This is a genomic window from Actinoplanes sp. CA-051413, from assembly GCF_050955795.1.
Lineage (GTDB): Bacteria > Actinomycetota > Actinomycetes > Mycobacteriales > Micromonosporaceae > Actinoplanes.
In genome coordinates, this window is the sequence record NZ_CP192100.1 from 7340059 (window position 1) to 7356774 (window position 16716).

Sequence of the window (16716 nt, forward strand, 5' to 3'; positions counted from 1 at the left end):
ATGCCCCTCACCCAGGCGTACCGGGCATAATCGGACGTCCGTATGGTGCCCCCATCGTCCGAACGGCCGAGGCGGGCTACGCTCATCTCATGGTCGGCATGGGGAGCTCTCTCGCGATGACCACGCTGCCCGATCAGACCGGCGTGCCGCCGGAGCGCGCCATCGACTGCGCCGAGCTCGTCCGCCTGCACCCGTGGGCGGCGACCTCGCTGGGCCCGGCCGAGGCGTGGGACGCGGTGGTGCGCGCGACGGTCGACATGTTGCTCGCGTCGCCGGTGCCGATGGTGCTCGCGTACGGCGACGACCACGTCATGGTCTACAACGACGCGTACGCGGAAGTGCTCGGCGCCCGGCACCCGGCGGCGCTGGGCCGCCCGGCCGCCGACGTGTTCGGCGAGCTGTGGCACACCCCCGGCGTCGGTGGCGTCATCGCCGACGTCTACCGCACCGGGCAGCCGTTCCTGGAGGCCGAGACCCAGGTGGCGGTGGCCCGTGGCGGCGCCGGCCACGTCGAGCAAGCCTCGTTCACCCGCGGACACTCGGTCATCCGCGACCTGCACGGCGCCGTCGTAGGCGTGCTGACCGTGGCCGCCGAGACCACCCAGGTGACCCGCCGGCTGCAGAGCCTCGGTGACCTCACCGCCCGGCTGGCCTCGGCGCTGACCATCGACGACGTCGCCCGGGTCGTCCTGGCGTACGCGATGACCTCGTTCGACGTCGACCACTGCGTCTTCGCCGTCGACGACGGCGCGGAGTTCCGCTATGTCCGGCGGATCCGCGGCGAGATGATGGACGAGGCGGACGAGCGCCTGCCCCCGCTGTGGAAGAGGTTCGCCGCCGACCCCGACTCGCCGATGGTGTCCGCCGCGCAGACCGGCCGTCCCACGTTCCAGGCCGACGGCGCCCCGCTGGCCAAGATCGCCAGCGACCGGCACGAACGCCGGATCCGCGCGCTGGCCGCGATGCCGCTGCGCACTCCCCTGCTGCGCGGGGCCCTGACCATGGGCTACCGCACCGCGCACACCTGGCTGCCGGCCGAGCGCGCCCTGCTCTATGCGGCCGCCGAGCTGGTGGCCCAGGCCGCCGAACGGGCCCGCCGCTTCGAGGCCCAGCACGGCACCGCCCAGCTGCTGCAACGCAGCATGCTCCCGGAGCACCTGCCGGAGCTCGACCGGTTCCGCATCGCGGCGCGCTACGACGTCGGCGTGGACGGCAACGCGGCCGGCGGCGACTTCTACGACGCGTTCGAGCTGTCCGACGGCCGCCTGGCGATGGTGCTGGGCGACGTGGCCGGTCACGACGTGCGGGCCGCCGCCGTGATGGGCCAGGTCCGGGCCGCGCTGCGGGCACTTGCGCTGACCGACCCGGCCCCCGGCACCGTGCTGGCCGGGCTGGACAGGCTGGTCGGCTCGCTCGGCGCGGAGTCGCGCAACGAGGAGATCTTCGTGACCGTCGTCTACGGGGTCCTGGACCCCACCGACGGCACCATCACGCTGGCCAGTGCCGGTCACCCACCGCCGGTGCTGCGCCGCGCGGGCCTGCCGGGCGGCCCGGCCGGCGCCGAGCTCGTCCAGGTGCCGCCGGGTGCGCCGCTCGGGCTGGGCGGCCGATGGCGTACGACAGTGCTGCAGCTGGAGCCCGGCGACTCGATCCTGATGTTCAGCGACGGCGTCGTGGAGCGCCGGGACCGGCCACTGAGCGCGGGCCTCGCCGACCTGGTGGCCGCGGCGGCCGGGGCGACCAGCGGTGACCCGCGCAACCTGTGCTCGCTGGCGACAGCGGCCGTGTCCGGCAGCACCGACGACGACGTGGCGGTGCTGGCCGTGGAGCGGGCGGTGACGCTGAGCCGTTCGGCCACGATGCTGGTCCCGGCCGAGCCGACCGGTCCGAGCCGGGTCCGGCAGTGGATGTCGACCCGGCTGCGGGAGTGGTCGGTGCCGGAGCCGGTGATCGGTGCGGCCATCCTGTGCACCAGCGAGCTGACCACCAACGCGCTGCTGCACGCGGGCACCCCGGCCCAGGTGCACATCGACCTGAGTGCGGAGCGCCTGCTGGTGTCGGTGGCCGACACGGGTACGCGAGGCAGCGTGACCCGGGCCCGGACGGACGCCCTGAGCAGCCGGGGCCGGGGGCTGGGCCTGATCGAGGAGCTGAGCGACACCTGGGGCACGGACCCGACGGTGCGCGGCTCCACGGTCTGGTTCGAGATGCTCATCCCGCCCCGCTGATTCCGTTCCGCCGATCCCGCCCCGCCGCGTTTGCCGGCGCCGAACGGGGTAAACGTCCAGGTATGACAGCGAAACCCGGGGTCCTCTTCGACGTCGACGGCACCTTGGTCGACACCACGTACTTGCACACGGTGGCGTGGTGGGAGGCCCTGCGCCAGTTCGACCACGACGTACCGATGGCGGAGATCCACCGTGGCATCGGCATGGGCTCGGACAAGATCATCGACCACCTGCTGGGCACCGACCGCGACAAGGGCGCGGACGACGAGATGACCACCGCCCACGACATCCTCTACGGCGCCTGGTGGGAGCGCCTGCGCCCGCTGCCCGGCGCCGGCGACCTGCTCCGCGCCTGCGCCGATCGCGGCCTGGCTGTCGTCCTGGCCTCGTCGGCCAAGGAGTCCGAGCTGAACATCCTGCGCAAAGTCGTCGACGCCGATGATGCGATCACCGCGGCGACCTCGTCGTCGGACGCGAAGCAGAGCAAGCCGGCGCCGGACATCCTCGAGGCGGCGCTGGACCAGTCCGGGGTCGACCCCCGGCAGTCGGTCTTCGTCGGGGACGCGGTCTGGGACGTCAAGGCGGCGTCGAAGCTCGAAATCCCGTGCATCGGCCTGGCCTGCGGTGGCACCAGCGCGGCGGAGCTGAAGCGGGCCGGTGCCGTCGCAACCTACAAGGACCCGGCGGAGCTGCTGCGCGACCTGAAGAACTCGCCGATCGCCGAGCTGCCGAAGGGAGCATGAGCGGCTCAGCGCGGGTGGTCTGCGGTCCGCGGTCGGTCACCCGCGAACAGCGAGAACAACGCCAACGCGCCGGCCAGCCCGGCCGCCACCGAGATGACGAAGCCCCGATCCATGCCCTGTGGCGCCAGCATCCATCCGCCGATCAAGGCGACCACGGCTGCGGCAGCCATCGCGAGGCGGACGGTCCGCTGCGCTGCCTCGTTCGTGGTGCCACCGCCCGGACGGACGCCTGCCTCCTCGCGCTGTAGGCGCCATACGGCCACGGCGATGACCGCGGCGCCTGTTGCGCCGGCGACGCCGGTCACGATGAAGGGCACCGCCATTCCGTAGCGGCCCGGACCCGCGACGCCGACTCCGGAGAGGGCGAGCATCGCGAACACCACGACCGCGATGCCGTGCTGGGCCACGCTGCGGCGCAGCCGCCGCTGTTCGGAATTCGTCATCGCGTTCTCCGCCCGCCGCTCCGGTCGGCGTCATCGTCCCACGCGAGATTGCCCGGACCGGGCCCCGCGCTAAGGCCGGCGCCAGTCGTTGCCGGTCAGGTGGGATCCGGCCTGCGGGCCCATGTTGAGCATCCCGCCGTCGACCGGCCACGAAGCCCCGGTCACATACGTCGCGTCCGGCCCGGCCAGGAAAGCCACCACCGCCGCCACCTCGCGAGCATCGCCCGGCCGGCCCAGCGGCACCCCCGGCCGTTCAACCCCGGTCGGATCCACATCCTCCTGCCCCGTCATCGGAGTAGCGATCTCCCCCGGCGCCACCGAGTTCACCGTGATGCCGTGCTCCGCCAGCTCCAGAGCCAGGACCCGGGTCAGCAGACCCAGACCACCTTTGGCCGCGCAATACGCCCCCGCACCCACCCGCGGCGCCGTCTCGTGGACGCTGGTGATGTTGATGATGCGACCACCCCGGCCCGCCTCGACCATCCGGCGGCCGGCCCGCTGCGCGCACAGAAACGGCCCGTCGAGGTCGACGGCGAGCACCCGCCGCCATTCGTCCCAGCCGGTGTCCAGCACCGGGGTGGTTGTGCCGGTGCCGGCGCAGTTGACCAGCACCCCGATCCCGCCGAGCGCGTCCGCCAGCTCGTCGATCACGTCCGCCGCCTCGGGCAGCCGGGTCAGGTCGAGGTCGCGGATCTCGGCGCGGCGGCCGGCCTTGCGGACCTCGTCGGCCGTGCGCTGCGCGTGCCCGGCGTCGCGGTAGCTGGTGATGCCCACGTCGTAGCCGGCCGCGGCCAGGGCGACCGCCACCGCCCGGCCGATGCCGGACTCGGACCCGGTCACCACCGCCACCCGGGGATGGTTCGCGTTTCTGCCAGTCATGGCGGCCGGTTACCCCGGCGCGGTGCCGACAATCACCCCGGCGACGGCATGTTTTGCCCGCGCCAGGGGCAGTGCAGAGCGGTGCAGCTGTCCGACCTTCTCTTCGCCCTGCTCGGTGTGGGCGCCCTGCTGGCCGGAATCCTGCCTCGGGTCCTCGAACGCCGTCCCCTGTCCATGCCGATCGTCTTCCTCGCCCTCGGGATGGTCGTCTTCGCCCTCCCGCTCGGGCTGCCGACCGCTGATCCGCTCGCCCATCCGAAGCTCACCGAGCACCTCACCGAGGTGTGCGTCATCGTCGCCCTGATGGGTGCCGGCCTCAAGATCGACCGGCCGCTGACCATGCGCCGGTGGTCGTCGACGTGGCGGCTGCTGGCCGTCGCCATGCCGGTCACCATCGCGACGGTCGCCCTGTTCGGCTGGTGGTGGGCCGGGCTGGTGCCGGCCACCGCGCTGCTGCTCGGCGCGGCCCTGGCCCCGACCGACCCGGTGCTGGCCGCGGACGTCCAGGTCGGCGAGCCGACCGACGAGGAGGATTCCGAGGACGAGGTGCGGTTCGCGCTGACGTCGGAAGCGGGCCTCAACGACGGGCTGGCCTTCCCCTTCGTGTACGCGGCCATCGCGCTGGCCACGGTCGCCGTGACCGGGGAGGGCTGGGTCGGCGAGTGGGTCCTCAAGGACGTGTTCTACAAGATCCTCATCGGTGTCGCCGGTGGCCTGCTCATCGGCAAGTCGCTGGGCCGGCTCTTCTTCCGGGCCCGCAACCGCAACCTGCGCCTGGCCCACCACGCCGAGGGTTTCCTGGCGCTGGCCGCGACGTTCCTGGCCTACGGGCTCGTCGAGGTCGCCGGCGGCTACGGCTTCCTGGCCGTCTTCATCGCCGCCCGCGGGATCCGCTCGGCGCAACGGTCGCACGAGTACCACCAGGTGCTGCACGACTTCGCCGAGCAGATCGAGCGGCTGCTCACCGTACTCTTGCTCCTGCTCCTCGGGGGCGCCGTGGTCGGTGGCCTGCTCGGCTCGCTCACCTGGCCCGCTGCCCTGGCCGGGCTGGCTCTGATCTTCGTGGTCCGGCCGGTGGCCGGCTTCCTGTCGCTGCGCGGGGCGCCGGGGCACGCGGCCGAGCATGCGGTCATCGCGGCGTTCGGCATCCGCGGCATCGGCTCGTTCTACTATCTCGCGTACGCGATGACCCACGCCACGTTCCCCGACGTGGATGTCGTATGGGCGACAGTGGCCTTCGTCGTGGTCGTGAGCGTGGTGTTGCACGGCGTGGCGGTCACGCCCGTGATGCGGCTTCTGGACCGATACAACGAGCGGACCCGGACCCCCGAGGAGCGCCACGCTCAGTAATCACCGTAACTATGAGTAATCTGCATGCCGCGAAGTCGTAGTTCTTTTAGGACATTGAACCCGGGCGTAGTGGCAGAGCGTATTCATGGCTGTAAGGTGATCGGCATCTCCCCCCGGGCCGAGATTCCACGATGGAACGACAGGAAAGGTGCGGCCGATGCGTATTCGGGGCTTTGCGCCGGCGACACCCTGCTGGGTCGAGCTGGCGAGTGCTGATCCCGCCCGCGCGGCGGACTTCTACGCCGGGCTGTTCGGCTGGGAACCCGCCGGTGACCGCTTCAAGCTCGGCGGCCGGGCCGCGGCCGGACTGACCCGCGCCCGCGCCGACCGGCCCGCCGGCTGGCTCACCTACCTGACCGAGCACAATCTCGAAGCGTCGATCACCCGGGTCCGCGAGGCCGGGGGCCGCCTGGTCAGCGAGCCGATCGAGGCCCGCGGCGGACGCTCGGCGCTGATCGCCGACCCGGCCGGCGCCCTGCTGGGCCTCTGGGAGAGCGCGGGCTTCACCGGCGCCCAGGTCGGCGGCGAGCCGGGCACGATGACCTTCCCGGAGCTGCTCACCGACGACGCGGAGGCCGCGGCCCGGTTCTACGGCCAGGCGTTCGGCTGGCTGCTGCGCGACGAGTACGGCAGCGACGGCACCCGCGGCGAGTGGATCACCACGGCCCACGACGCGATGGCCGGCCTGGCCCCGAGCCGTGGCGGCAGCTGGTGGCGCGCGGCGTTCCAGGTGGCCGACTGCTCGGCGACCATGCGGGCGTGCCGCGACCTCGGCGGCGACGTCATCTCCGGCCCGACCGACATGGGTTTCGGCAGCTACGCCGAGCTGCTGGATCCGTGGGGCGTGCCGTTCGCGGTGGCGGCCCCGGCGGCCCTGCCGGTGGAGCTCAGCATGTCGTTCACCCCCACGGCAGGCATGGAGTTGACATTCGGGGGGTAGTAGCACGCCTGTTCGAGAATTCGAGGAGGCAAGGCCATGGCGAATACCGACCAGGATCCGGCGTCGAACACGATCAAGGATCCGGCCGACTGGACCACCGGTGACGAACCGGCGACCGGCGCCCAGCAGTCGTACCTGCACACGTTGGCCTCGGAGGCCCACGAGGAAGTGCCGGAGGACCTGACGAAGGCCGAGGCGTCCCAGCGCATCGACGATCTCCAGGAGAAGACCGGCCGCGGCCAGTAGGCCACCGCCACCAGAAAGGCGCCGGGCAGTCAGCCCGGCGCCTTTTCTGCGCCCTGATTGTCAACCGGAGTTGACACGGACGCCGTGTCAACGTAAGTTGACAGCATGACCGAAGCAACCGATCTCGCCGCCGCCGCCGGCAGCGCCGATCCTCGGGTCGGCCTGCGGGCGGTCGTGGCGCTGCGCCGCCTCCTGGAGGGCCTGGAGCACCTCCAGGTGGCCAACGCGCGACGCAAGGGCTGGTCCTGGCAGGAGATCGCGGACGCCCTCGAGGTGACCCGCCAGGGCGTTCACAAGAAGCACGCCGGTCGCGTGCCCATGCAGGATCCACGGGAGGGCTGAGATGTTCGAGCGATTCACCCATGCCGCACGCGACGCCGTGATGCGGGCCCAGGCGGAGGCCCGGGAGCTGCGGCAGAGCCCGATCGGCACCCAGCACGTGCTGATCGCCCTGCTCGCGGACGCCACCGGCCCGGTCGCCTCGGCCGGCGCACTGACCGTCAAGGGGGTCGACGCCCGGTTCGTCCGGGCCGAGGTCCAGCGCCTGGTGGGGCCCGGCCCCGAGCCGAGCGTCCCGGTGAGCGACACCGACGCCGAGGACGCGGCGGCCCTGAAGGCGATCGGCATCGACCTGGACGCGGTCCGCCGGGCGATCGAGGAGAACTTCGGCCCCGGCGCGCTGCGGCTGCCGCTGGCCACGGCCCCGAAGCGCCGCGGTCTGCTGCGCCGCGCCCGTCCGCGCACCCGCACCAGCGGGCACATCCCGTTCTCGCCGCGGAGCAAGAAGGTGCTCGAGCTCTCCCTGCGCGAGGCGCTCCGGCTCAAGCACAACTTCATCGCGCCGGAGCACATGATGCTGGGCATCCTGCGCGAGGGTCAGGGACTGGCGGTGCAGATCCTCACCGGTGCCGGCGTGGACCAGGAACGGCTTCGCGAGGAGGTCACCCGTTCCCTGAAGAATCAGGCGGCCTGAGCTCCCGGCCCGGGCCCGGGCCAGCGGGTGGGCGACGGCCAGACAGCACGGTACGGCGGGCAGGGCGGCACCGGCCCGGATCTCATCGGCTCCGGTGCGTTCCCGGTGCCCGCCGCCCTCCACCCGCCGGAACAACCGGCCGGCAATCCCCAGCCGCAGGAGAGCAGGGTCGACGTGGATGTAGCGCAGCCGCTCACCCGGCCACCCCCCAAGCCGTTCGCCCGGTCATCGGCGGGTGTACCAGACGGTCGCCCGGGTGGGCTGGAACGGATCGACGGCGGTGAGCCCCACCGCGAGACCTCGGTCGTTGATGTCGTTGCCCTGGCTGGTCTCCCGGCCGACGGCGTCGAGCTCCAGCGTCGCGCCCCGCCGCCAGACCACTCCCCTGGTGGCGCTGGTCCCGGTCCGGCTCCCGACCACGTCGCCACGCTCGTTGATCGCACTGCCCCCGGTCTGCGCCTGCGTCCCGCGGGCCGCATCCAGGTCGGTCATGACGCCGTTCTCCCAGCGGAACGCCCGCTCGGAGCTGGTCGCACTCGCGGCGCTCCCGGTGATCTGGCCCCGGTTGTTGATGTCGTTGGCCCGCGAGTCGGCCCCACCGAGCGTGCCGAGGTCGGTCATCCGGCCGTTGCGCCACCGGAAAGCGTGGATGTCGCCGGTGGCGGTGGTGGCGAAGCCGACGACCTCACCCCGGTCGTTGAGGTCGGTCACGGTGACCCGGTCGCCGCCGAGCGTGCCGAGGTCGGTGACCACCCCGCGGTCCCAGAAGTACGCCCGGCTGGAAAAGGTCTCGGAGACATGGTGCGCGGCGATCTGACCCCGCGCGTTCACCTTCATCGCGCTGGTGAAGCCGCTCGGGATGCCGGTGTCGGTCAGCACGCCGGCCCGCCAGTGGAACACGTGCTCGGAGCCGTCGGGCAGCGTGCTGCGGCCGGCCACGTCACCGTTGGCGCCGACCGAGCGGGCGTTGCTGGTCGGCCCGCCGAGCGTGCCGAGGTCGACCATCCGGCCCTGCCGCCACCGGAACGCGTGCGTGGAGCCGTCCGGCAGGTCACTGTCACCCACCACGTCACCGGCGTCGTTGAGGTCGAACGCGCCGGTGAACGCGCCGCCCAGCCCGCCGATATCGGTGTAGCGGCCGCGCTGCCAGATGGTGCCGCTGAGGAAGAGCAGCACCTGGTCGCGGTTGTTCACCCGCCAGGCGAGGGTGGCCTCCCCGCCGGGCGGCACGATGTCGATGCCGGGCACCACACGGCTGGGTGGGGCGGCGACCGCCGGGCCGGCCGTGGTCGCGAGAACCAGGCAGGCGACGGGCAGGATGGAGACTGTCAAACGGCGCGCGATCGAACCGGCCATGACCCACCTTCCGGTGACACGCCACCGGCCCTACCGGCGGCCCGGACTGCCACCAGAGCACACATCACATCCGCAGGCAACGACATTGCGCCAACCCGACTCTCGCACCTGCCCGGCGGTGCACCGGCGGTCGAGGCCTCCGACTGAAAGGGCGCCCACCTGGGTAGAGACACCCCGCTGATCGTCTGTTCGACGCGCGGAGGAAACGTGAACTATCGGGTCGAGTACAACGGCGAGGATCTCGAGCTCGCCACCCTGGACGCCGCGCTGGACAACGCCAAGCAGGCCATCGCCGCCGATATCGGGCCGGTCAGTGGGTGGACCGTCGAGCACGACGAGTCGATCAACGACTGGTTCGTGCAGGGGGTGATCAACGGTGAGGCGGTCGGGGCGACCGCGGTCGTCACCGGTCCCGAGCCGATGATGACCGCGCAGACCTACCCGCGGCACGCGCCGGCACACAGCGATGATCTCGCCCGGCGGCGGGTGTTCACCGGCTCGACCCCGGCCGACGCGCTCGGCATGGCGGCGAACTGGCTGGCCGGCCGCCCGGAGGTCGTCGCCGTCGACGACCTGGGCTGGCGTCAGAAGCGCGACGGTTACGAGCTGCGGGTCTACTACCGCAGCTGACCCAGCCTGGCGTAGAGCAGCCGGTCGCGCCACGCGCCGCGGATCAGGAAGTGGTCGCGCAGGTGGCCTTCGCGGGTCATGCCGATCTTCTCCAGCACCCGGACCGAGCCGGCGTTCTCCGGGTCGCAGGTGGCGGTGATCCGGTGCAGGCCGCCGCTGGTCAGGCCGAAGTCGAGGACCGCGCGCGCCGCCTCGGTCGCGTACCCCTGGCCCTGGGCCGCCGGGGCGATCAGATAGCCCATCGTGCCGCGCCGGTGCTCCGGGCTCTCGATGTGCAGCTCGGCCGAGCCGATGAGTGCCTGGTCCGCCCGGCGGACCACCGCGAACTTCCAGGTCCGGCGCGGCGTCTCGGTGTCCGACGCCAGGGCGTACGCGAGGAAGACGCCGGTCTCCTCCGGCGTGTTCGGACCCCAGTCCATCCACCGCACGACCTGCGGGTCGCCGGCGATCACGTGCAGCGCCGCGTGGTCGTCGGCGCGGAACGGGCGCAGCAGCAGCCGCGCGGTGCTGAGCTCCATCGCGCGATTATCGCCCGGTGCCCGCCTTCAGCGCAGCGCGTAAGGGCTGGACCGGCCGTCCCCGCGGCTGGCTGAATGAGGTGATGACGCGCGCCGCCTACGACGAGATCGCCGACTGGTACGAGTCCGAGTTCATCCGCCCGCAGTCCGATGAGGACGATCCGCTGGGCGTGCACGACGCGCTGCGCGAGCTGCTCGGCCCAGGCACGGGTCTGTGCCTGGAGATCGGCTGTGGCACGGGCGTGTACGCCGCGGCGGTCCGCCGGCTGGGCCGCACGCCCATCGGGGTGGATCTCTCCGCCGGAATGCTGCGGCACGCCGCGGGCCGGCTCCCGGTCGCCCGGGGCGACGCCACCCGGCTGCCGTTCGCCGACGCCTCGGTGCCCGCGGTCATCGCGATGATGGTGCACACCGACATGCCCGGCTACCCGGCCGTGCTGCACGAGGTCCGCCGGGTGCTCGCGCCCGGCGGCGTCTTCGTGCACGTCGGCGTGCACCCGTGCTTCTGCGGCGCGTTCGCCGACCGCGCCGACCCGGCCGCCACCGTCATCCGCCCCGGCTACCGCGAGCGCGGCTACAGCCGCGACTCCTGGACCAGCCAGGGCGTGCGCGACAAGGTCGGCGCGATGCACTTCCCGCTGGCCGAGCTGCTCGGCGCGTTCGTCGCCGCCGGGCTGGCCGCGGACGGGTTCGTCGAGGGCGGCGGGCCGACGCCGATCACCTTCTCAGTGCGGGCCCGCTGACCACTCGGCCAGCGCGGTCTCGCTGGTGACGTGGTCCAGCGCGAGGATCGCCGCACCGTGCAGCGCGCCGTCGTCGCCGTGCACCGCGTCGACCACCGGCGGCGGCTGTCCACGATGGAACGCCATGAGCCCGTCGGTGTAGGCGGTGTCGAAGACGTCCGGGGCGGCCGCGCGCAGCGGGGCGGCGAGCCCGCCGAGCGTGACCATGTCCGGGTCGTGCACGTTGACCAGGCCGCCGATGCCCGCGCCGAGCGCGCCCGCGACAGCCGCCAGGGCCCGGCGGGTGGCCGGGTCGCGCGGCGAGCGGTCCAGGACCTGCCGGGCGAACCCGCGGGGGTCAGCCGGGGCGGGCCCGCCGAGGTGCCGGGCCAGGGCGCGGCCGTCGATCTCGAGATCCCAGCAGCCGCGCGCCCCGCACGGACAGGACAAGGACCGGTTCCCGTACGGCTGATGGCCGTACTCACCCGCAGCACCGTGCGCACCGGTCGATGGTTGCCCGTCCACCGTGAAGGCCCCACCGATGCCGACCTCGACCATCAGGTGCAACGCCGCCCGCGCCCCCACCGCGGCCCCCGTGCGGGCCTCGGCGAGCCCGGCGAGCGTGGCGTCGTTACCGGGCAGCAGCGGGACAGTGTTGCCGGCGGTGAGCGTGGTCAGGTCGACGTCCCGCCAGCCCAGCGTCGCGGACTGGGCGAGCCGGCCGTCGTGGATCGACCCGACGACGGCGAGGGCGATCGCGCGCAGCCGGTGCCCGTAGCGCTCCCGCACAGCGTCGATCACCCGGCGGATCTCCGCGAGCACGGCCTCCGGGTCCCGGCTGACGTGCCGCGAGCCGGTGACGTCGCGCAGCTCCCCGTCGACGCCGGCGACCGCGTGCCGCCAGTCGGCCATCCGGAGGTCGATCGCCAGCACGACCGGCCCGCCCGGGTGAGCGCCGAGCACGGTGGTCGGCCGGCCCCGGCCCTGCGGCGGCGCGGGCGTCTCGGCGAGCAGGCTCAGCGCCCGCATCCGGCCGGTCAGCTCGGTGGCCAGGCCGCTGGTGAGCTGGAGGTCGTGGGCCAGGGCGGCGCGAGTCGCCCCCGGGTGCAGCCGCAGCCAGGCCAGCACCTGGGACGCCGTGTGCCAGCGGGTCTCCTGGGCGCGGCGACGGACGGGACTTGCCATGACGGGGGTTCACCACCTTATGCTCGTACGACGAGGATAATGGAGGACGGCGTGGACCTGACCATCATCGAGGCGGTGCTCTTCGACATGGACGGCACCCTGGTCGATTCGGACGCGGCCGTCGAACGCGCCTGGCGGGTGTGGGCGGCGGAGTACGCCGTGGACCCGGCCGCCGTCCTGGCTGTCGCGCACGGCGCCCCGGCCGAGCGTACGGTCCGGCTGGTCCGCCCGGACCTCACCGGGACCGGCGTCGCCGAGGCCGCGGCCCGCCAGCTGACTCTGCAGTACGACGACCTGTCCGACGTCGTGGCCACACCCGGAGCCCCCGAACTGCTGGCGGCGCTGCGAGTGCCGTGGGCCATCGTGACCAGCGCAGACGTCCGGCTGGCCAAGGCCCGGCTGGGCGCGGCCGGCATCGCGGCGCCACTGCTGGTCACGGTCGAGGACGTACGGGTCGGCAAGCCGGACCCGGAGGGCTACCGGCGCGCGGCCGAGTTGCTGGGCGTCGCGCCGGAGCACTGCCTGGTGGTCGAGGACGCGGAGGTCGGCGTGACCGCTGGCCGGGCCGCCGGCGCCCAGGTGGCCGGCCTCAAGGGCGTCGACGCCGACCTGCCCATCACCGACCTGCGCGCGCTCACCCAGCTCTTGGCCGCCGCCGGCAAAGCCCACGCCTGACCAAGCCACCGCCAGGCCAGGCCACCGCCGGACCGGGCCCCCGTCAGGCCAGGTCCCCGTCAGGCCAGGCCCCCGTCAGGCCAGGCCACTGCCGGACCCGTCTCCCACGGCCCGGCTCGCGCTCCGGCGAGCTCGCCCGTCCCGCCCGCCGGTGACCGCATCGCCCGAGCCAGTCAGGAGTGGTCGCATGGACAGCAATGTCAGGCAGGCCGGGATTGCGCAGGCGGCGCTCGGCTACGCGATCACCGCTCTCGGCGCGTGTCTCGTGCTGCTGGCCGGCGACTTCGGCGTACCCCCGGAGGCGCTGGCCTGGCTGCCCGCCACCTTCGGCTTCGGCCTGCTCGCGATGGCCCCGGCCGGACCGCTGCTGTTGCGGAGCAGTCCGCGCCCGGCCCTGGTCGGTGGCTCGCTGGCCGTAGCGGGCGGATCGACGCTGCTCGCCCTCGCACCTGTCCCAGGCGTGGCGGTCGCCGGCGCCCTGCTGCTGGGGGCGGGCGGGGCGGCGTTCGCCCTGGTCACCCCGGCGCTGCTGGCCGGGGCCCAGGCGGCGGTGCAGCTCACCAAGGTCAACGCCGCGTCCAGCACCGCCTCGGTACTGGCCCCCGCAGCGATCGGCGGCCTCAACGCCACAGGTGTGGTCAGCGGGCGGCTGGCGTTGCTGGCCGTCGTACCCCCGCTGCTTTTTCTGGCCGCGACCGCCCGCCCGACCGCGACCGGATCCGGGTCGCAACCGGGTGCCCGGCCCGCGGCCGGCGCGGTGTCGCGGCGCTGGGGCGTCGTGGTGCTGGCCGTGTCGGTCGAATTCTGCTTCACCATCTGGGCGGTGGCCCGGCTCGCCGCCGCGGGCCTGACGCCCGGAACCGCCGCCGCGCTCGGCACGGCCTTCCCGATCGGCATGGCGCTCGGCCGGCTGGCCGGTCCGGCCCTGATCCGCCGCATCCCGGTGGTCCCGATCGGCGCCGCCGTCACCGCGGCGGGCGCGCTCGTGGTCGTCGTCGCCGGCGGCGCGGCCGCGATCACCGCGGGCCTGGTCGTGGCCGGTGCGGGCGTGGCGACCCTCTACCCGGTGGCCCTGGCCGGGCTGGTCGCGACACCCCGGTTGAGCGCCGCGCACGCCGCGTCCTTGGGCGCGCTCGCTTCGGGTACGGCGATCCTGGCGGCCCCGGCGGCGCTGGCCCGGCTCGCCGACGTGGTGGATCTGCGGCTCGCCTTCCTGATCACGCTCCCCCTGCTGGCCACCCTGCTCCTGCTGCGCCGCCGGTGACGATCGCCACCGCCGTACCCCTGTTATTTCAGATTTGAAGGAGTATGGTTCTGGGCATGACCGAACCGCTCAGCGCCACCCAGCAGGCCGCCTGGCGCGCCTTCGTGGAGAGCAGCTGGGCGCTGCACAACCGCCTCGAGGACGACCTGCGGGCCGGCACCGGGCTGAGCATGGCGGACTACCACGTGCTGGTCGTGCTCTCCGAGGCGCCGGAGCACCGGCTCCGGATGGGTGAGCTGGCCGGCCGCCTGGTCTTCTCGCCCAGCCGGTGCACCTACCAGATCACCACGATGGTCAAGCGCGGCCTGGTCCGGAAGCAGAGCTGCTCCGACGACGGCCGCGGCCAGGAGGCCGTGCTGACCGACGCCGGGATGGCCGCGCTGACCGCCGCCGCGCCGCTGCATCTCGCCACCGTGCGGGAGACGTTCATCGACGACCTCGACGATGCCGAGCTCGCCACCATCACCCGCGTCTTCGGACGCCTGGGCCCCCGACTGCGCACGCAGCCGGTCGCAGTCTGAGGGAGAAGATCATGCCAGCGATCACCGTCGACGACGTCCTGGTCCTGCCGCGCCTGCCGCGGCTCGACCCCGCCACCACCAGCTACCGGCCGGTGCGCCGGCTCACCACCGCCCCGTCCGGCTTCGAGGGCGAGGGCTTCCCGGTCCGGCGGGCCTTCGCGGGCGTACCGGTGAACGAGCTCGACCCGTTCATCCACCTCGACCAGATGGGCGAGGTCGACTACGCGCCGGGCGAGCCCAAGGGCACCCCGTGGCACCCGCACCGCGGCTTCGAGACAGTCACCTACATGATCGACGGCACCATGGACCACCAGGACTCCCTCGGTGGCGGCGGCACGATCACCAACGGCGACACCCAGTGGATGACCGCGGGCGGCGGCATCCTGCACATCGAGGCCCCGCCGGAGAAGCTGGTCACCAGCGGCGGGCTCTTCCACGGCCTGCAGCTGTGGGTCAACCTGCCCCGCGCGGCCAAGATGATCGCCCCGAAGTACCAGGACATCCGCGGCCGCGAGTCGGCCCTGCTGACCACCCCGGACGGCGGCAGCCTGATCCGCGTGATCGCCGGCGAGGTCGCCGGGCACGCCGGCCCCGGCTCGACGTTCACCCCGATCAACCTGGCCCACGTCACCCTGCAGCCGGGCGCCCAGCTCGACCTGCCCTGGCAGCCGGACTACAACGCCCTGGTCTACGTGCTGGCCGGCCGCGGCACGGTCGGCGTGGAGCAGCGCCCGATCCAGATCGGCCAGCTGGCGTCCCACGGCGCCGGCGACTCGATCCGGGTGAACGCGGACAAGACCCAGGACACCAACATCCCGGCGATGGAGCTGTTCATCATGGGCGGCCGGCCGATCCGCGAGCCGGTGGCGCACTACGGGCCGTTCGTGATGAACACCCGCGAGGAGCTCATGCAGGCGTTCGAGGACTACCAGAAGGGCCGCCTGGGAGTGATCCCGGCCGAGCGTCTGCCGCACACCAGCTGACAGCGGGATCAGCGGGGCGGCGAGCAGAGGCCCAGCCACTGCTCGGCGCCCCAGGCGTCGAACCGCTCGACCTCGGCGAACCCCAGCTTCGCCGCGAGCCACATGGGGGCGACGTTGGCGGTCTGGGTGGTGAGCACCACCGGCTCCCCGGGAAGCGCTGCCGCCGCGCACGCCTCGTAGGCGTACCCGAAGCCCCACGCCCGCGGCGACCGACCTTTCCCGCGGCAGCCGGGCGGCGGAGGGCCGTCGCTCTCCGGAGCAGCACCTGGCCGATCATCTCCCCGTCGAGATCAATGACGAAGCCGATGACCGTGAGCCCGGAGAGTCCGCCGCAGCACAGCAGGACGACGACGCCCGCAATGGCGCCGGCCCGGCCCAGCGGACTCCCTCAGTCGGTGACGGACGAGGGGCCCTCCTCCGCAAACCAGCCGACTCCGATGTGCTCCCGATGGTGGCTCGGCTGCTCGACCTCGTCGATCAGCGCGATCGCCAGGTCGGCATAGGAGATCCGCGACCCGGCGTCCGCGGGCAGCACCCGGTAGGCGCCGTGGCGCGGGCCGCCGTGGTCGAAGTCGCCGGCCGGGCTGACCACCACCCAGTCCCCGTCGAGGGCAGCAACTCCGGCCGCATGGGCAAGGTAGAAGTCACGCCACTCCTGCGGGTAGCCGTCGGTGTCCATCAACAAAGTGCCGTCGGCGGTGGGCAGCACGCTGGCCAGCCCGACCACGACGATCCGTCCCGCCCCGGCCGTGGACAAGGACTTCGCCGCGCGCACGAAGAAGTCCGGACCGCTCTGATAGACCGCGCTGATCACCGCGTCGGCGCCGTCGGCATGGGCGGCGGCGTCCAGCACATCGCCCGCGATGACCCGCGCCTCCGGCGGACCCTGATAGCGGGAAACGTCCCGGACGACCGCTGTCACGTCATGGCCGCGGGTCAGGGCCTCGGCCACAGCGGTACGCCCGGCCCGGCCGCCCGCCCCGAAGATCACGATTCTGCTCATGCCGGGACGCTATGCCGACCCCCGATATCCGCTCGGATACGAAGGTGCGCCGCGGTA

General features: G+C 73.1%; 20 protein-coding genes. 13 read left to right on the forward strand and 7 right to left on the reverse strand.

Translation table 11 applies throughout. The features are described from left to right. Nucleotides 1–89 precede the first annotated feature (89 nt). On the forward strand, nucleotides 90–2228 hold the full coding sequence (locus ACQP2Y_RS34565) for a SpoIIE family protein phosphatase (protein ID WP_433720147.1): 2139 nt from the start codon (nucleotides 90–92) through the stop codon (nucleotides 2226–2228). Between the two features lie 62 nt (nucleotides 2229–2290). After that, entirely contained in the window at nucleotides 2291–2971 is a 681-nt protein-coding gene (locus ACQP2Y_RS34570; RefSeq protein WP_433720148.1) for an HAD family hydrolase, read from the forward strand. Between the two features lie 5 nt (nucleotides 2972–2976). Here ACQP2Y_RS34570 and ACQP2Y_RS34575 read toward each other — a convergent pair whose 3' ends face one another. Both ACQP2Y_RS34575 and ACQP2Y_RS34580 read right to left on the reverse strand, forming a co-directional pair. Further along, nucleotides 2977–3414 carry a hypothetical protein gene (locus tag ACQP2Y_RS34575; protein WP_433720149.1) on the reverse strand — a complete coding sequence of 146 codons (438 nt, stop codon included), beginning with the start codon at nucleotides 3412–3414 and terminating at the stop codon, nucleotides 2977–2979. A 69-nt stretch (nucleotides 3415–3483) separates the two neighbouring features. Continuing rightward, on the reverse strand, nucleotides 3484–4293 hold the full coding sequence (locus ACQP2Y_RS34580; protein WP_433720151.1) for an SDR family oxidoreductase: 810 nt from the start codon (nucleotides 4291–4293) through the stop codon (nucleotides 3484–3486). Nucleotides 4294–4341: 48 nt separating this feature from the next. Between ACQP2Y_RS34580 and ACQP2Y_RS34585 the strand changes: the two genes are divergently transcribed. The 5 genes from ACQP2Y_RS34585 to ACQP2Y_RS34605 all read left to right on the forward strand — a co-directional run bounded on the left by ACQP2Y_RS34585 (nucleotide 4342) and on the right by ACQP2Y_RS34605 (nucleotide 7802). Further along, entirely contained in the window at nucleotides 4342–5643 is a 1302-nt protein-coding gene (locus ACQP2Y_RS34585; RefSeq protein WP_433720153.1) for a cation:proton antiporter, read from the forward strand. 157 nt (nucleotides 5644–5800) lie between these two features. Beyond that, nucleotides 5801–6583, forward strand: a complete 783-nt coding sequence (locus tag ACQP2Y_RS34590) for a VOC family protein (RefSeq protein WP_360553313.1) — start codon at nucleotides 5801–5803, stop codon at nucleotides 6581–6583. 36 nt (nucleotides 6584–6619) lie between these two features. After that, nucleotides 6620–6829, forward strand: a complete 210-nt coding sequence (locus ACQP2Y_RS34595; RefSeq protein WP_433720154.1) for a DUF3072 domain-containing protein — start codon at nucleotides 6620–6622, stop codon at nucleotides 6827–6829. Between the two features lie 105 nt (nucleotides 6830–6934). After that, nucleotides 6935–7171, forward strand: coding sequence for a hypothetical protein (locus ACQP2Y_RS34600; RefSeq protein ID WP_023560874.1), 237 nt, complete (start codon nucleotides 6935–6937; stop codon nucleotides 7169–7171). A gap of 1 nt (nucleotide 7172) precedes the next feature. Beyond that, a complete protein-coding gene (locus ACQP2Y_RS34605; protein WP_433720155.1) occupies nucleotides 7173–7802 on the forward strand; it encodes a Clp protease N-terminal domain-containing protein in 630 nt (209 codons plus the stop codon). Between the two features lie 225 nt (nucleotides 7803–8027). Here the strand turns inward: ACQP2Y_RS34605 and ACQP2Y_RS34610 are convergent, their stop codons facing one another. Next, nucleotides 8028–9158: a hypothetical protein gene (locus ACQP2Y_RS34610; RefSeq protein ID WP_433720157.1), complete on the reverse strand. Its 1131-nt coding sequence runs from the start codon at nucleotides 9156–9158 to the stop codon at nucleotides 8028–8030. A 207-nt stretch (nucleotides 9159–9365) separates the two neighbouring features. Here ACQP2Y_RS34610 and ACQP2Y_RS34615 point away from each other — a divergent pair, with 207 nt between their 5' ends. Continuing rightward, the gene (locus ACQP2Y_RS34615) at nucleotides 9366–9788 is read left to right on the forward strand and encodes a hypothetical protein (RefSeq protein ID WP_433720158.1); all 423 of its coding nucleotides are present in this window, start codon (nucleotides 9366–9368) and stop codon (nucleotides 9786–9788) included. Here ACQP2Y_RS34615 and ACQP2Y_RS34620 read toward each other — a convergent pair. Further along, nucleotides 9776–10306 carry a GNAT family N-acetyltransferase gene (locus ACQP2Y_RS34620; protein ID WP_433720159.1) on the reverse strand — a complete coding sequence of 177 codons (531 nt, stop codon included), beginning with the start codon at nucleotides 10304–10306 and terminating at the stop codon, nucleotides 9776–9778. The two genes, ACQP2Y_RS34615 and ACQP2Y_RS34620, sit on opposite strands and share 13 nt — an antisense overlap. A 17-nt stretch (nucleotides 10307–10323) precedes the next feature. Here ACQP2Y_RS34620 and ACQP2Y_RS34625 point away from each other — a divergent pair, with 17 nt between their 5' ends. Next, nucleotides 10324–11049, forward strand: a complete 726-nt coding sequence (locus tag ACQP2Y_RS34625; RefSeq protein WP_433720161.1) for a class I SAM-dependent methyltransferase — start codon at nucleotides 10324–10326, stop codon at nucleotides 11047–11049. On the opposite strand, the gene ACQP2Y_RS34630 is transcribed toward ACQP2Y_RS34625, so the two are convergent. Beyond that, nucleotides 11032–12213, reverse strand: coding sequence for an ROK family protein (locus ACQP2Y_RS34630; protein ID WP_433720162.1), 1182 nt, complete (start codon nucleotides 12211–12213; stop codon nucleotides 11032–11034). The genes ACQP2Y_RS34625 and ACQP2Y_RS34630 overlap by 18 nt on opposite strands. Nucleotides 12214–12264: 51 nt before the next feature. On the opposite strand from ACQP2Y_RS34630, the gene ACQP2Y_RS34635 reads away from it, so the two are divergent. The 4 genes from ACQP2Y_RS34635 to ACQP2Y_RS34650 all read left to right on the forward strand — a co-directional run bounded on the left by ACQP2Y_RS34635 (nucleotide 12265) and on the right by ACQP2Y_RS34650 (nucleotide 15656). Next, nucleotides 12265–12888 carry an HAD-IA family hydrolase gene (locus ACQP2Y_RS34635; RefSeq protein WP_433720163.1) on the forward strand — a complete coding sequence of 208 codons (624 nt, stop codon included), beginning with the start codon at nucleotides 12265–12267 and terminating at the stop codon, nucleotides 12886–12888. 187 nt (nucleotides 12889–13075) lie between these two features. Next, entirely contained in the window at nucleotides 13076–14152 is a 1077-nt protein-coding gene (locus ACQP2Y_RS34640) for a hypothetical protein (protein WP_433720164.1), read from the forward strand. Between the two features lie 56 nt (nucleotides 14153–14208). Beyond that, nucleotides 14209–14673, forward strand: coding sequence for a MarR family winged helix-turn-helix transcriptional regulator (locus ACQP2Y_RS34645; protein WP_433720165.1), 465 nt, complete (start codon nucleotides 14209–14211; stop codon nucleotides 14671–14673). An 11-nt stretch (nucleotides 14674–14684) separates the two neighbouring features. Continuing rightward, nucleotides 14685–15656, forward strand: coding sequence for a pirin family protein (locus tag ACQP2Y_RS34650; RefSeq protein ID WP_433720166.1), 972 nt, complete (start codon nucleotides 14685–14687; stop codon nucleotides 15654–15656). 8 nt (nucleotides 15657–15664) lie between these two features. Here ACQP2Y_RS34650 and ACQP2Y_RS34655 read toward each other — a convergent pair whose 3' ends face one another. Together ACQP2Y_RS34655 and ACQP2Y_RS34660 are read right to left on the reverse strand one after the other, a co-directional pair. Next, nucleotides 15665–15793: a hypothetical protein gene (locus ACQP2Y_RS34655; protein WP_433720167.1), complete on the reverse strand. Its 129-nt coding sequence runs from the start codon at nucleotides 15791–15793 to the stop codon at nucleotides 15665–15667. 251 nt (nucleotides 15794–16044) lie between these two features. After that, nucleotides 16045–16659, reverse strand: coding sequence for an NAD(P)-dependent oxidoreductase (locus ACQP2Y_RS34660; protein WP_433720168.1), 615 nt, complete (start codon nucleotides 16657–16659; stop codon nucleotides 16045–16047). Between the last annotated feature and the right edge of the window lie 57 nt (nucleotides 16660–16716).